The sequence below is a fragment of the Aquisalinus luteolus genome, from assembly GCF_009712425.2.
GTDB classification, from domain to species: domain Bacteria; phylum Pseudomonadota; class Alphaproteobacteria; order Caulobacterales; family Parvularculaceae; genus Aquisalinus; species Aquisalinus luteolus.
The window spans coordinates 631,747-646,537 of sequence record NZ_VCJR02000001.1 but is presented as its reverse complement, the minus strand read 5'-3'; the positions used below and the strand labels follow the sequence as shown (position 1 = coordinate 646,537).

Annotated in this window: 9 protein-coding genes; 3 read left to right on the top strand and 6 right to left on the bottom strand. The window is 61.3% G+C overall.

What is annotated here, in order from left to right; translation table 11 throughout:
- Nucleotides 1–218: 218 nt before the first annotated feature.
- From FF098_RS02875 to FF098_RS02860, 4 genes are all read right to left on the bottom strand, one after another.
- Entirely contained in the window at nucleotides 219–2,423 is a 2,205-nt protein-coding gene (locus FF098_RS02875) for a hypothetical protein (RefSeq protein WP_155137098.1), read from the bottom strand.
- Nucleotides 2,424–2,504: 81 nt separating this feature from the next.
- Nucleotides 2,505–3,185, bottom strand: coding sequence for a DsbA family oxidoreductase (locus FF098_RS02870; protein ID WP_155137095.1), 681 nt, complete (start codon nucleotides 3,183–3,185; stop codon nucleotides 2,505–2,507).
- A 267-nt stretch (nucleotides 3,186–3,452) separates the two neighbouring features.
- On the bottom strand, nucleotides 3,453–5,240 hold the full coding sequence (locus tag FF098_RS02865; protein WP_155137092.1) for a sulfite reductase subunit alpha: 1,788 nt from the start codon (nucleotides 5,238–5,240) through the stop codon (nucleotides 3,453–3,455).
- Nucleotides 5,241–5,250: 10 nt separating this feature from the next.
- Nucleotides 5,251–10,776, bottom strand: coding sequence for a glutamate synthase-related protein (locus FF098_RS02860; RefSeq protein ID WP_166426289.1), 5,526 nt, complete (start codon nucleotides 10,774–10,776; stop codon nucleotides 5,251–5,253).
- Nucleotides 10,777–11,195: 419 nt separating this feature from the next.
- Here FF098_RS02860 and FF098_RS02855 point away from each other — a divergent pair, with 419 nt between their 5' ends.
- Nucleotides 11,196–11,618, top strand: coding sequence for a Fur family transcriptional regulator (locus tag FF098_RS02855; RefSeq protein WP_155137089.1), 423 nt, complete (start codon nucleotides 11,196–11,198; stop codon nucleotides 11,616–11,618).
- Nucleotides 11,619–11,620: 2 nt separating this feature from the next.
- On the opposite strand, the gene FF098_RS02850 is transcribed toward FF098_RS02855, so the two are convergent.
- Both FF098_RS02850 and FF098_RS02845 read right to left on the bottom strand, forming a co-directional pair.
- Complete coding sequence (locus FF098_RS02850; protein ID WP_155137086.1) at nucleotides 11,621–12,286, bottom strand: glutathione S-transferase family protein; 666 nt, start codon at nucleotides 12,284–12,286, stop codon at nucleotides 11,621–11,623.
- Nucleotides 12,279–13,016, bottom strand: coding sequence for a type 1 glutamine amidotransferase (locus FF098_RS02845; RefSeq protein ID WP_155137085.1), 738 nt, complete (start codon nucleotides 13,014–13,016; stop codon nucleotides 12,279–12,281). The genes FF098_RS02850 and FF098_RS02845 overlap by 8 nt, the downstream gene beginning before the upstream one ends.
- A 117-nt stretch (nucleotides 13,017–13,133) precedes the next feature.
- Here FF098_RS02845 and FF098_RS02840 point away from each other — a divergent pair, with 117 nt between their 5' ends.
- Together FF098_RS02840 and FF098_RS02835 are read left to right on the top strand one after the other, a co-directional pair.
- The gene (locus tag FF098_RS02840; RefSeq protein ID WP_166426288.1) at nucleotides 13,134–13,907 is read left to right on the top strand and encodes an enoyl-CoA hydratase; all 774 of its coding nucleotides are present in this window, start codon (nucleotides 13,134–13,136) and stop codon (nucleotides 13,905–13,907) included.
- 174 nt (nucleotides 13,908–14,081) lie between these two features.
- Entirely contained in the window at nucleotides 14,082–14,741 is a 660-nt protein-coding gene (locus FF098_RS02835; RefSeq protein ID WP_155137080.1) for a hypothetical protein, read from the top strand.
- The last annotated feature ends 50 nt before the right edge of the window (nucleotides 14,742–14,791 follow it).

The window sequence follows — 14,791 nt, the reverse complement described above, 5'->3', positions numbered from 1 at the left end:
TCTCCTCAAGACTGGGGCGGCGAGCCCGATTTAAAGTCGCAAAATTGTCTTGGGTCGTCTTCAAGTCTGGCCGTTAGAACTGGTCTTCTTGGCAGGCGTGGCCAAAACAACACGGGGGCTTATTCCCGCTTTGCCCTTCCCCTATGACTGAAAAGACGGATCGTCGCAAGGGGTTTCTTGTAAAGCTTGTGTGTCAGGCGGGCCCGATACCGTTAGCATTACCGGGAGTTAACCCTGTTTTCCGTATCCGGATAAGTAATCAGGAATTGCGGCTGGGTATAGATGCCGGCGGCATTCGACGGGTCGAACAGGCGGCTGTCGGCTTGCGTGACGGCCAGCGCCTCAGCCGCGTCGAGGCTGGCGCGGGAGCCGGTGACGGCATGAGTCATGGCAAGCGCCGCATACGCACTAACCACGTAACCAGTGCCATCATCGGGGAAATTGTTCAGGTAGGCAGGGTCGGTGTTTGTAAGCGCCATCGCGCGCGCCCATGACCCCACAGGCTCCTGCGTGCCCGGCTCGTTCAGCATGTGGGCGTATGCTGCCCCTACCGATGGCGAGGAACCGGTCGCGAGGAAACGCCCGACCTGATAATTCTCCGCCCACTGAACGAGGGCGGCCGCATCGCGCGAGCCGCGCAGCGCTTCATGAGCAAGTACCATGACCATGAAATCGTTCTGCCATGGCGGCACGGCCCCGGCGATAGAATAGGACATATCCTCGAACCAGCCTTCGGTTTCCCCGGCGGCATCGAGGAAGCCGTGGTCGATATATTTGCGCTTCACGTGGGCGAGCGAAATATCGCGGGCCGTGCGGAAATAGCCCTTCAGCGGATCGGTGTCAGGCAACAGAAACGCGGCGGCGGATACATCGCGCAGGGCCCAGGCGCGGCCACGCAATTGCAGCTCCTCGCCCACCAGCGGGTCACCGGGATTGTTGACATTGCGCAGGTCAGGCCAGATCGCGGCGATGACCCATGCCGCCTCGTGCGACAGCTCGCGGGCGAAGTAAGCGTCGCCCGTAGAAAGATACGCCGTGTAGGTCATCAGCGGCTTGTGCGCGGTGTCGAGGGACCAACCGCCATCCGAGCCCATGAAATAGGCCGGCGGGATCCGGTCATTGCCGCGCCATTCCTCCGTGCCCCGATCCTCGGCCCAGAACCATGGGCGGCCCTCGACCCGCACGGGCAAACCTGTCGTGTCTTCCTCGTAATGCCAGGGTACCGCCCCTGCCCGGTTTGCCATCGCCAGAATCAGCCGTTCGGCATTGGCGCTCTGGCTCTTCAGCCACATCACGTCCCATGCCGGCAGCGGGCCGATATCGGCGCGCCCGCCGGTCGAGGGAAAATACGGTGTCAGTAAGCCGGGCGTGAGCACGCCCTTTTCCTGCGCGAGGGCGGCGAGGTTTGCTTCTATCTTGGTCTCGGCAACGCCATAGCCGAGATCGAAAGGCATGACCGCGCCCGCCGCGATGAGATAGGCCGGGTCCTGCTCCACCCGCCAGCCGGAGCGCGCGGTCGTCTCGACCACCGTCGACCAGTTCGACCCGCGATAGTGCTCGATATCGTCATATTGCGCGATGACCTCGTCGCCATCATGGACAATGACCGTATACGTCATGTCACGCATGCCGGGGGCAAAGGTCTTGTGGTTCTCGAAACTCAGCCGCGTGCGCGCTGCGCCACCGGCATAGACACGATGATCAGCACGGACGGTGAGAAGTGGTCCGATATCCTTCTCGTAACTGCGCTCCCGCGCGAAAGGCCCGTCGAGCCATGGCGTGCCGCGCTGGGCGGACAGGGAAAGGAGATCGACCTGCCCGGCGAACTCGCTGCGGTCGGCCCGGCGACCGACAATGCTGACGGTGATCTGGCTGCGGTCCATGGTATTATGCGGTGCGCTTGGACCGGCTGGCACGCGCACCAGCATCGCCTTGTGGCGGCCACGGTCGAGGCCGGTGAGATCGGCAGTGAGGACGGCGTGACGGACCGAGCCGTCACCATGGGTCGCCTTCACATCCGCCTGCACCGGGAAGAGCTGGTTGCCGACGCGGATGGCCAGATGGTCGCCCCGCGCGAAATCGCCTGCCGTGAAGGCCTGCCCGAAAGTCAGGTAAGGAAGGTCGGCATTACGGGCCGTGCGGTCGAGATTGAGACCGGTGATCTCCCCTCCCCGATGGGGCATGAGGAAATCCGGTGTCGTCAGGATGCGACCGGCGGAGGGTACGGCCTCAACCGGTTGGGGCCGCAAGGGCTGGACGCCGTCGACCTGTTGCAGCTCGACGCCCTGCGCCTGCATGCGCTCGACGGCGCGGCGCTGTTCAGGGGTGAGACCGGAGAGATCCTGGGCGAGAGCAGGCACGGCGAGAAGCCCTGTCAGGAACAGGCAGATCCCGAAAAGTCCAGCCAGCCAGTTGCGTGTCATGCCCGCGTCTCCGATCGAGGAAAAATCCCATGGTCAGTGCAGCGCTGCAAGCCTCGTGCCGTCTGTACCGGATGATGAGGGTTAACCCTCATCCTGAAATTCCGGGGGCTCCGTCTCCGCCGCGACCTGGCGGATAGTTTCCAAGAGCTGGTCCGGTGGCAGGGCCCCGGCAAAGCCGGCCTGCTCGTTGATGATGAAGGTGGGCACACCATTGACGCCCCCGGCGCGGAAGGCCTGCGCCTCTTCCTTCACATCGTTTACATCCTCGACCGAGCCAAGACGGGCGAGCACATCCGCCTTTTCCATGCCGGCCTCAGCTGCGACCGTGGCGAGCACATCATGGCTGCCGAGATCGAGCCCGTGCTTCCAATAGGCATCGAACAGCGCCTCGACCACCTCGCGCTGGAGATTGTCCTCATGGGCCCAGCGGATGACCCGGTGGGCGTCGAGCGTGTTCGGCGCGATTTCCGGTAGCGACGGGTCGAGGTCAAGGCCCGCCACACGGGCGGCCTCGAGCAGGGCGCCGTTCATCTGGTCGAGCTGTTCGGCGGAGAATTTCGACGCGAGGTATTCCTTGCGGTTCCGCCCCTCTTTAGGCGCATCGGGCGCCAACTGATAGGGCCGGTAACGGACCATCAGGTCATTGGAAAATGAAAGCGCCATCAGCGCGCGATCGAGCGAGCGCTTGCCGACATAGCACCACGGGCAGACAGGGTCGGAGACCATGTCGAGAATGAGAAGCGGTTTGGATGTATCTGACATGGCAGCGGTCTAGCGCGATATGGCTCGCTGGCAAAATGAAAAGCGCGGGAGGAAAGCAGCCGTAAAAAGGTAAGCCGCGGCTCCATGGGACAGAGCCACACCTTCTTTAATTGGCAAGCAAGGCCTGTAAGGCACTTTATGCCTTACAGGCCTTGGCTGATGATGATTTCAGGGGACTGTTGCTGTCAAGGCTGCAACCGCTTCGCGGCGCGCCTCCGGCGCGGCCTTGACAGCAACAGTCCCCTGAAATACCGCGAAAGAAAAAGATCAGTAGACGTCACGCAGGTAGCGCTTGTCCTTCTTCATCTTGCCGACATAGTCCCAAGCGGCATCGTCATTGATGCCCGCTTCCTTCTCGATGATCTTCAGGAGCGCGGCATCGACATCTTTCGCCATGCGGGTAGCGTCACCGCAGACATAGAAATAGGCGCCCTCTTCCAGCCATTTGAACAGCTCTGCGCCGTTCTCCTTCATGCGCTGCTGGACGTAGATCTTCTCTTCCTGGTCGCGGGAGAAGGCGAGATCGAGCTTGGTCAGCACGCCCTTGTCGTGCCAGTCGAGCATTTCCTGTTCGTAGATGAAGTCGGACTTGCGCTTCTGGTCGCCGAAGAACAGCCAGTTCTTGCCTTTCGCGCCTGCGGCTTCACGGTCCTGCAGGAAGGCACGGAACGGCGCGATGCCGGTGCCGGGGCCGACCATGATGACTGGCGCGTCCAGATCGGACGGCAGGCGGAAAGCCTTGTTCGGCGACAGGAAGATACCCGCCGTCCCTTGATCGCCGACGCGGTCGGCCATGAAGGTCGAGCAGACACCGCCATGCTGGCGGCCATGGCTGTCATAGCGCACAGAGGCGACCGTCAGGTGGATATGATCCGGGTCGGCCTTGGGCGAGGACGAGATCGAATAGGCCCGGTGTTGCAGGGGCTTCAGCAAGTCCAGATATTGCTCAAGGTCCCAGGTCACGACCGGATACAGATTGAGCAGGTCGAGCTGGTCCTTCGACCACAGATAATCGTCGATCGCTTCCTTGTCGTTATTGTCGACGATGTGCGACAGGCGGCTATCTTCGGCCTGTGCCGCGACGGCGGTGAGATAGTCGCGCGACGGCATGGAGATTTCATAATCCGTTGTCAGCGCCTCGCGCAGCGACTTGCCATCGCCTGCATCGGCGTCGGGGTTGTAGCCCAGCCGCTTGATCGTCGCCTCGACCAGTTCCGGATCGTTCACCGGCATGACGCCGAGGGCGTCGCCCGCCTCATACTCGATCTCGCTGTCGCCGAGGGCAAATTCGAAGTGCCGGATTTCCTTGGCCGAACCCTCTGCCGACAGGAGTCGGTTGGTGGCCAGTACTGATGTGTACGGATTTTTCCGGTTCCACTTGGCGCGCTTTGATTTCGCCTCTCCGACCGGCACGTCCTTGGAGGCTTCCGGAACACCGGCGGTTGGCGCATCCTTGCCGAATTTGGAGATTTCCGGCAGGGCACTGCCGAGCCACTCGGCAGCCTTGTCCTCGTAATCGACATCGCAGTCGACACGGTCGGCGATGCGATAGGCGCCGAGCTGTTCAAGACGCAGGTCGATCAGCTTGCCCGCCTGGCAGAACTCGTCATAGCTGGTATCGCCAAGTGCGAGCACGGCATAATGGGTCTTTTCCAGACGCGGCGCAGTCTGGGACAGGATCGCATCCCAGAACAGCTGGGCGTTATCGGGCATCTCGCCTTCGCCATAGGTGGAGACGCAGATCAGTACCCGTTCCATCTTCTTCAGGTCGGCGATTTCGATATCATCAAGCGCCATGACGTGCGGCGCGAGGCCGAACTGGCTGGCGTTCTCGGCGACTTCCTCGGCGACACTTTCGGCATTGCCGGTCTGACTGCCATAGAGGATGTGGACAGGCTTCAGCGCCTGTGTCGGTGCTGCGTCCTCGATCTGCGCAAGGCGCGAATTAAGGCCTGCGAAATAGCCGTTCAGCCATGCCTTCTGGTCCGGGGAGAACGGTGCCTCCTCCGGGAAGAACAGCGTGTTGGCGAAAAGCTTGTGGTTCTGTTCACCCATGACCGGCTCCCTAACTCGCCGCCCGGGCGATATCGACACTCGCCTCGCGCGCAAACAATTCCTCAAAGCCAGGCAGCGGCGACAGGCGCTCGCGGTTCTCCCGGTCCTTCAGCATGATCCAGCCATAGGTGCCGTGGGCATACATGGACAAGACGTTCCGCCGGCTGAGGGCTTCCTTGTAATCCTTCAGGCGCTTGTCGGAGACGAGCACACCCAGCTGTTCGTCGGAATAATTGCCGAGCGCCGAGCGGGCATATTTCATCAGCTGTTGCATCAGCGCGAAGTCTTCCGTCAGGATCAGCTTCTTCATCGCCTTCTGCACTTCCGGGTCCTGCGGCGCTGGCTGGCCCGGCAGGCGGGTCATGGCAAGACGCGTCGCCATGTGCATGACCGTATACGAATTGAGCAGCACATAGGTCTCGTTCGCCTCGGCAGAGCCGAAGGCAGGCGTGAAACCGGACATGACGTTCTGGCCGTCGCGCCAGGCGATCTTGAACTTCCGCAGCTGGTATTTGCACAGCGCCGTTGCCATTTCCTCGATCATCTGCTTGCGCGAGTGGTGGCGCAGGATGTCATAGGTGTTCTGGCTGCCGGCAAGGGCGCGCGGCAGAAGGTAGCGGAAATTGCGCGCCTCTGTGTCCCAGTTCTTCAGGATACGCTTAGCGCGGGACGAGTTCGTCAGCTTCACATGCTCTTCAAGCAGCATGACGACGCTCTCGCGCATGATGGCGGCTTCTTCCGTCGCATCGCCCAAGTTCAGCAGCAAGACGGAGTCGGCGCTGTAGCTGTGTTCCAGCAGGCCTTCTGGGTCATACTGGAAGGCGAAACCGCCGGACATGCCGTTGCACATGCCCTTGCCGAAATGGCTGAGGTTTATGACAGCGCCATTGGTCATGTATTCGCAGGCGAAATCGCCGACGCCTTCGACGACCGCAACAGCGCCGGAGTTGCGCACGGCAAAGCGGTCGCCCGCCTCTCCGTTCACGAACAGCTTGCCGCCGGTTGCGCCGAACAGGGCGAAGTTACCGATGAGGACGTTGCCGCCCTGCTCTTCCCAATTGCCGCCGCCGGGCGAGGACATGGCGAGCGTCCCGCCGGAAAGGCCCTTGCCGACGCCGTCATTGGCCGTGCCGGTATGGATCATCAGGACACCGTCATTGACGAAAGCGCCATAGGACTGGCCGGCAGACCCGGTCGTCTCGATACGGATCGTATCCGGCTCGAGGAAGCGACGGCCCCGGTCGTCGGTTTTCACCGCTAGCAGCCTGTCGGCAGTTTCCTGGTCCATCTGGTGCTGCAGGATGCGTTCGAGATCGATAGACATCTGCCCGCCGACCGTCTTGTTCGGGTTGGACAGGACGAATTCCGGCCCCTTCAGCGTGATGTGCTCCTCTCCATCCTTGAACAGGGCCTGCTCGATCCGTTCGATCATCATGTCGTCGACATCGAAATTGGCCTCCAGATAGACCGGCTTTTCGACGCGCACTTCCTCGACTGGATGCAGCATGGCCTTCAGGTCCAGCTGGCCGACCGTGGACGGATGATCGAGCAGATGCAGGAGGTCGGAGCGGCCACGGGATTCGCGCAGCGAGCGCAGGCCGAGGCGGCCGAGATGCTCACGCACCTCGTGGGCGATGTTGATGAGGTACTGCGCCAGCGCACGCGGGTCGCCATCGAACACTTCCGGGTTCGTGGTCAGGCCCGCCGGGCATTTGACGTTGCAATTTTTGGCCATGACGCATTTCAGCATCATCAGCGCCGTCGTGCCGAACTCGAACGAGTCTGCACCAAGCAGTGATGACTTGACGACATCCGAGCCGGTCTGGTGGGCGCCGGAAGCACGCAGGATCACCTTCTGGCGGATGCCGTTGACGCATAGCGCCTGATGGACTTCAGCAATGCCGATCTCCGCCGCGCGACCCGTGTTCTTCAGCGATGTCACGGCGGCAGCGCCCGTGCCGCCGGTATTGCCGGCGACGTTGATGACGTCAGCACCTGCCTTGGCGACGCCGACGGCGATGGTGCCAATACCCTCTGACGAGACAAGCTTGACGATGACGCGCACGCGGGCGGCCTTGGCATCGTGGATCAGCTGGGCGAGGTCCTCGATGGAATAAGTGTCGTGGTGCGGCGGCGGCGAGACGAGCTCGACGCCCGGTGTGCCGCCACGGGCAGCCGCGATCTCGACGGTCACTTTCTGGGCAGGCAGCTGGCCGCCCTCGCCCGGCTTGGCCCCCTGGGCGATCTTGATTTCCAGCTCTTTCAGGTTCGGGTCGGCAAGGTAACCGGCCCAGACGCCGAAGCGGCCAGAGGCAAGCTGCTTGATCGCGCTGGCGCGGATCGTTCCGTAGCGGGAGAAGTGTTCACCGCCCTCGCCCGAGTTCGACAACCCGCCGGCGATGTTTGTGCCGTGGGCGACAGCCTCGTGGGCCGTGGCCACGAGCGCACCGTGGCTCATCGCGCCAGAGGCGAGTGTCTTGGTGATTTCTGACGCAGGCTGCACCTCGTCCAACGGGACGGTGCCGGGCGCGGAATAGAGATGGGTGAAGTAATAGAGCGCCGCGCCTTCGGCCTGCAGCTCGACATAATCGTCGACATGCTTGGCATAGACGATATCATCGCCGAAGCGGTTGCGGATCGCGTGGGCGAGCACTGTCAGGCGGGCATAGTCGGTCGCCAGCTGGCCGGTCAGTTTCAGCTCGAAGATGCCGTCATTTTCCGGGCGGCAGTCGAGGCCGCGTACGAGGAAGCTTTCATTGCCGTAGACATCGTGCTTGGAGAGCTCGTCCTCGAACTCTTCTTCCGTTGTGCAGAAGCGCATGTCTGCCGGGAAGCCGAGAACGTCGCGCAGCGCAGCCGGGCGCTTGTTGCGCTCTTCTGTCAGGATGCGGATGAACTCGCGATAGCGCGGCGTGATTTCCTGGGAGTCGATCTCTTCCGGCGTGCGGCGACCGAAGCCGGCAAACTTGTAGGTGTCAGCGTCCATGCCGAAGGAATCGTTCAGACCCTGCAGCGTAAGCAGCCGCATGGAGTCTGCATCCTCGTCATTGGCTGGCTCCAGCTCGCCATCCTTTGGCTCACGGATAGCCGGGATGGCAATTTCTTCTTCGGTCATCTCGACGAAGCCGCGCACAGCCGTCGTGCCGTATGAGTGTCCTGCTCCCTCAGCGCGTTCCTTGAACAGGCCGAGGAGCGGGATCTCGTCCTCATTGCGCACGCGGCGGGCCCGTTCATGCCAGTCGGCAGACGAGCGCACGATCGTCTCGAACCCGACCCCGCCCACAGGCGAGACCATGTTCGGGAAGAATTCCTTCAGCACCGGATCGCTGGTATCGAGGAAGTTCGGCTCGAAGAATTCCCCGCCGATATAGCTTTCCGCCGTACACAGACCGACCTTGCCCATCGTCTTCATCAGCGCCTTGTTGGCGGCCTTGACGAAACGGTTGATCGCGCCCTCGACATCATCGGGGAATTTCTGCTGTGCCCGCCAGAAGACGGAGACCGGGCAGATCGCCGACGCGCCGAAACCGAGGGCCACCGCGACGTGGTGGGACGACGCGAACTGGCCGGATTCCAGCACGATGGAAGCAGAGAAGCGCAAGCCCTTCTGGATCAAACGCTGGTTCGCCCCGGCGACAGCCAGAAGCCCCGGCAGGGGCGCCTTCGACGCATTCATGCCGAGATCGCTGAGCACGATGATACCCGCCCCGGCGCGGACTTTCTCCTCGACCTGGTCGAAGACCCTTTCCATGGCCTCGAGAATGGCAGCGGCGTTCTTCGTCGTGTCGCCATAGACCGGCTCATAGCAAGTCTCGATTTCCTCAACCTTCACATCTTTCTGCATGCGGATCTTGGCAAGGTCGCCCGCTTTCAGGATCGGCGTTTCGACGACTATCTGCTTGGTGTCAAAGACGTTGAAAGACGGCTTTGGCCCCAGTGCGACGCGCAGGGTCATGCCGTCGGCCTCGCGCATGGAGTCGAGCGGCGGGTTCGTCACCTGCGCAAAACGCTGGGAGATATATTTCGCAACCCCGCCTTCCTGATCGGAGAGCGCGTTGATCGCCGCGCCATAGCCCATGGCGGAGACTTTTTCCGAGCCCGATTGCAGCATCGGGTCGAGCATGAACTTGAAGCTCTCCTGGTTCAGGGCGCAGGAGACGAAGCGCTGGGCGATGGTGAAGTCCGGATCGTCCGTATAGGCCTCATCGGGTGCCGGCGGCAGGTCGATGAGGTTCGTACGGCTCTTGCCCAGCAGCTCTGCATAGTTCTCGCGGCTCGCCAGCATTTCCAGCGTTTCCAGCGAGTTGTAGGCTTTTTTCTCACCGTGACTGTACCAAAGCATGCCGCCGGATTCGATGCGGCCGCGGCGGATGACATCCTTGGGCGGGAAATCGATCTGGCCTGCCTCTGAGGTGACACAGAGATATTCTTCGGTCTCGACCGAGCGCAGCGGACGCAGGCCAAGACGGTCGAGACGCGCCCCGACAACCTTGCCATTGCCGAAGATAAGCGCGGCGGGGCCGTCATTCTTCTCCTCATAGAGGGAGAAATACTCCAGCATCGCCCGCACTTCCGGCGAATAGCGCGAATCGTTTTCCCAGGCCGGCGGCATCATCGCGACGACGGCGGTGACGAGGTCGAGACCGTCCTCGATCGTGCGGCGATAGAGTGTCTGGTCGAGCCGGGCAGAGTCCGACTGGCCTTTCGGCGAGATGATCCGGCGGCCCTTCATGCGGGCGATGGCATCCTCAGACAAGCGGTTCTTCTTGTCGGTGTTCAGCTCGCCATTATGGGCCATCAGCCGGAAGGGTTGGGCCATGATGGGGTGCGGCGCGGTGTTGGTCGAAAACCGCGTATGGAAGAAGATCGTGTTGATCTCATGATCGCTGTCGGCAAGATCATCGAAATACGGAATGATCTCGTGCGAGTTAAAACGGCCTTTCAGCACCTGTGTGCGGGCGCTCATCGACAGCGGGTAAAGCCCGGCAAAACGCGTATCGGTATAGGCGACCTGTTCGATCTCCAGCAGCGCCTGATAGATCAGCGTGTCAAAGGCGTGCCCATCCTCGTCCTTCGCCGCGTCAGGACAACGGAAGATCCACTGGCGGATATTGAGCTGGTGGTGACGCGCGGCTGGACGCAACGCCGCCATATTCACCGGCAGGTCGCGGATGGTGATGACCTCGATATTCTGGCGAGCAAGCGCCTCGTCGATCAGGGCAGCCGCCTCCTCATGCATGGTGCGGTCATCGGGCATGAAGAAGTTGCCGACGCCAAAATCACCCAGGCACATCTCCGGCTCGCCGGCGATCTTGCGGAAGAATTTCTCCGACAGGTCGATGGACACCCCGGCCCCGTCACCGACGCCTTCGGAGCTCATGCCGCCACGGTGGGGAATCGAACACAGGGCCTGATGCGCCTTGACGAGAACGTCATTGCTCTGAACGCTGTCCTTGCGGGTCAGGAAGCCGACGCCACAGGCGCTATGGTCCGCATCCGCATCATAAAGTCCGATAAAATTCCGTCTGTCAGTCACGTATTACTCTATCCCAGTTAGGCCGGCATTCGGGTCGTTACATGTTTTTTGTGGCGCAAAAAACCGCCAGAAGCGCGCCAGCACACAATCTGTTTGTGTGAGACGGTCATCCTGCGGTGTACTGATGTCGCCTGTTTTCGTTACGGCAGCCATAGCCTTCGGGCCAGCAAGGGGAGCCAGTCAGGCTGAACATACCGCCGTTGTTGGCCTCTAGTTATAGATTATGCCAAAATCCGTCAAGAAAAATGCATGTTATCGCTGGTCAGAATGGTCGCAGGGCGACGCTCGGCCAAAAGCCACGGAAAAGAAGTTTTCCCCAAAAGCGGGATTTTTGCCCCTTGCCCCTCTTAAAACGCGCGCCAAGCCATGATATAACATTGATATAACACGGGGAAACAAACGCGGGAAACGTTTACAACATGGCACACGATCACCACGACGATGATTTCATGGGCACGCTCACAAAGAATGAGGCCCTTGTCTATAGCGCCCTGAAGTCGGCCGGGCAGCCGCTCAAGGCCTATGACCTTCTGGACATCCTGAAAACCAAGGGCGTACGCGCGCCGATGACGATCTACCGCGCGCTTGAGGGGCTCGAGGGCAAGGGCCTTGTCCACAAGCTCGACGCGCTGAACGCTTATGTGCTGTGCAATCACGACGAGCCGCACCAGATCCAGTCATTCCTGGTCTGCGAGAGCTGTTCCAACGTGGAAGAAATCGACACTGGCGTCTCCGCCACCCCGTCGGTCGAATCGAACATCAAGGCCGTGGTCGCCGAAAAAGGCTTTCGCATGGAAGCGGCACGGCTGGAAATAAAAGGCCGCTGCTCGCGCTGCGCGTGATCTTAGCCGCGATACCAGCCGGCATCGGCTTCCTTCCGGGCGCCCTCGCCCCATTCCTGCATCGCCGGCAGCGTCCACATCGCCTCAAGATACTCGGCGATCGGCTCTGACACCCTGAGCGGTCCATAGGTGCGGAAGCGCGAGACCACCGGTGCATACATCGCGTCCGCGATAGAGAACCGCCCGAACAGGAACGGGCCGCCAAGCGACGCGCCGTAACGCTCCAGCGCATCCTCCCACAGGGTGATGATGCGGGTAACGTCCTTCCGCACGCCCGGGCCGCCCCACAGGCCCTTGCCTTCCTTGACGAAATCCATCGGCCAAGTGCCGCGCAAGCTTGAAAAGCCGGAATGCATTTCAGATGCCATGCAGCGGGCGAGAGCACGCGCCTTCTGCCCGCGCGGCCAGAGATGCTGGTCGGGATAAAGCTCAGCCAGATATTCGGCGATGGCGAGGGAATCCCAGATGTGGGTGTCGTCATGAATGAGACAGGGTACGAGGCCGGAGGGCGAGACATCCTTGATCGTCGCGCGCGTGTCCGGTTGGTCGAGGCGAATCATCTTTTCGGCGAAGGGGATCTCAAAGTGCTTCATCAGCACCCATGGCCGCAGCGACCAGGACGACAGGTTCTTGTTGCCGATGATGAGGGTGAAGTCCGTGTCAGCCATGGTCAGGCTCCCTGCTCAAGTAAGTGGGTTTAAAAAAGCTGGCGATCCAGCGGGCGATGGTTTCCCGGTCCGAGCCGTGGGCAAGGCCCGGGCGGGCCAGCGCGCGGACATCGTCGGGGATGCGGTCGGAGCGTAGCTCCATCAGCGCCAGCGCAAACTCATGGGTGAATTCAGGATGCATCTGGAAGGACAGCCCCTTGCCACCTGCATAAGAAAGAATGCCGTTGGGGCAGAAGGGCGAGCCGCCAAGACGCACAGAATCAGCCGGCGCCTCGATCACCTGGTCCTGGTGGGAGACCGCGCAGGCGATTCGCGGCAGTGCCTCGCCGGTCATGAACGGGGCCGTATCGATCATCTCATAGGTGTGGATGCCTGCGCCCCAGCCCTTGTCGGACTTGCGCACCGTGCCGCCCAGCGCATGGGCCATGATCTGGTGACCGAAGCAGATGCCCGCGACGGGCTTTTCCGCCGCGATTGTGTCCCGAATGAAGGTCGCGAGCGGTTCGATCCAGTCATGATCCTCATACACTCCGGCGGGCGAGCCGGTGATGAGGAAGCCTTCTGCAGCATCCAGCGCTGGCAGGTCTGCCCCTTCGTAAACCGGATGATCCGTCGTCTCAAGATCGGGGAAATACGGGGCGAGCATGGCACGGAACATGTCCGGATAAGTGCCATGGGCCCTGTCGAGGCCCTCAGGCGGAATGCCCGTCTCGATGATCGCGATCTTCATGCGCCGCCCTCTCCCGTCTCGTGACGCGCCAACTGTCACAAAGCCTTGCCTCCACCTGCCCGCCTGCGTCAAGTAGGGATGAGAGAGACGCGACCTGAAGGAGACCGGGACATCGCCATGACCGAGCAGATCGACATCACGAGCCAGGACGGCATTCTGCGGATCGCCTTCAACCGACCGGAAAAGAAGAACGCGATCCTGCCGGACATGTACCGGGCACTGGCCGATGCCTTCGAGCGGTTCGAGAAGGACAACCGCCTGCGCGTCCTGCTGCTGGAAGGGCGCGGCGACACGTTTACGGCCGGAAACGACATGGCATCGTTCTTCGCGCCGGAACCGGACGATCTCGATTCCTTTCCGACATTCCGGTTGATGATGGCGGCGGCCCGCTGCGACAAGCCGCTTGTTGCCGCGGTCAATGGCCCGGCGGTCGGGATCGGCGTGACGCTGCTGTTGCATTTCGATTTCATTCTCGCTGCGGAGGGCGCAACCTTCCAGACACCGTTCGTCAATCTCGGCGCTGTGCCGGAGGCCGGATCCTCCCAGCTTTTCCCCGCAGCGATCGGCTGGCGCGGCGCGGCTGAATTCCTCATCGCAGGTGACCGGATGACGGCGGCACGGGCCGAACAGCTGGGGCTGATAAACCGTGTGGTCTCCCCCGGCGCCCTCACCGACCAGGCGCTCGCCATCGCCAGGCGCATCTCCGAGCGCCCGCCGGAAGCCGTGCGGCAGACCAAGCGCCTGATGAAGGGCGACCACATGCCGGGCATGGAAGCGCTGATGCGCGAGGAAATGATGAAGTTCGGCGAGCGGATCAAGTCTGCCGAAATGCAGGAAGCCGTATCCGCCTTCCTGCAGAAGCGAAAGCCTGACTTTTCCAAACTCGGCTGACGCAAAAGTTCCTTTCTTGCCGCTTTTTAACTGGCCCTGAAATGCCCCTTATTGGGCAGCAATTCCCCCGTATCGGCACATTCCTGCCTTAGTTGGCTCCAATCTCCTTTTGATCGGAACAAACGCCGTGTTGGTATGTTTGCTCTGTATTCTGATTAGACAGGAGATGATCCAATGACTAATTTTATGAAATATGCTACCGCACTGACATCGGCCTCTATTTTGAGCCTCGGCGCTGCCATGGCTCAGGATGTAGAAAGCGATGTCGAGCTGACGACAGAGACAGAAGCTGTCGAGGCACAGATCGATACTGACACCACGGCTGAAGTTGAAGTCGACGGCCTGACTCAGGACGAACTGACCGAGCTGACGGAGAACCAGTTTGCCGCGGCTGACGAAAATGCCGACGAGCTGCTCGACGAGGCAGAATTCGAAGCGTTCACGCGTGGTGTTTCCAACACGATGGTCGATGACTATGCCGTCAACCTCGACATGTCGATTGCCTCGGCCGGTACGCGCATGGGTGTTGATATTTCGTCTTCTGGCGCCATCGCCGACATGATGGAGCGTGACACCAGCGAATTTTATGAAGGCGCGAAGAGCGAAGACAAGGTTGCCGCCGCTGCCAGCGCCCGCTTTGCCGAACTGAATGTTGACGGCGCCGTTGATGCGACGATCCTCGTTTCGGAAGGCACCAGCGCATTCCTCGACGCTGACGCCGACGGTGACGAGTTGCTGATCGATAGCGAGCTTGACGCCTTCGCCCAGAGCTTTACCGGCCTTGAAGTTTCCGCTGAACAGGAAACCGAGACTGACATGGATGCCGCAGGTTAAGGCTTAGATCTCGACAAAAAAGGCCCCGCCAGACCGGCGGGGCTTTTCTT

Excerpts from the sequence above, each read along its gene's own strand:
- FF098_RS02845 (WP_155137085.1), bottom strand. The coding sequence starts at position 13,016 with ATGAAGATCGCGATCATCGAGACGGGCATTCCGCCTGAGGGCCTCGAC.
- FF098_RS02865 (WP_155137092.1), bottom strand. The coding sequence starts at position 5,240 with ATGGGTGAACAGAACCACAAGCTTTTCGCCAACACGCTGTTCTTCCCG.
- FF098_RS02855 (WP_155137089.1), top strand. The coding sequence starts at position 11,196 with ATGGCACACGATCACCACGACGATGATTTCATGGGCACGCTCACAAAG.
- FF098_RS02850 (WP_155137086.1), bottom strand. The coding sequence starts at position 12,286 with ATGGCTGACACGGACTTCACCCTCATCATCGGCAACAAGAACCTGTCG.
- FF098_RS02835 (WP_155137080.1), top strand. The coding sequence starts at position 14,082 with ATGACTAATTTTATGAAATATGCTACCGCACTGACATCGGCCTCTATT.
- FF098_RS02875 (WP_155137098.1), bottom strand. The coding sequence starts at position 2,423 with ATGACACGCAACTGGCTGGCTGGACTTTTCGGGATCTGCCTGTTCCTG.
- FF098_RS02840 (WP_166426288.1), top strand. The coding sequence starts at position 13,134 with ATGACCGAGCAGATCGACATCACGAGCCAGGACGGCATTCTGCGGATC.
- FF098_RS02870 (WP_155137095.1), bottom strand. The coding sequence starts at position 3,185 with ATGTCAGATACATCCAAACCGCTTCTCATTCTCGACATGGTCTCCGAC.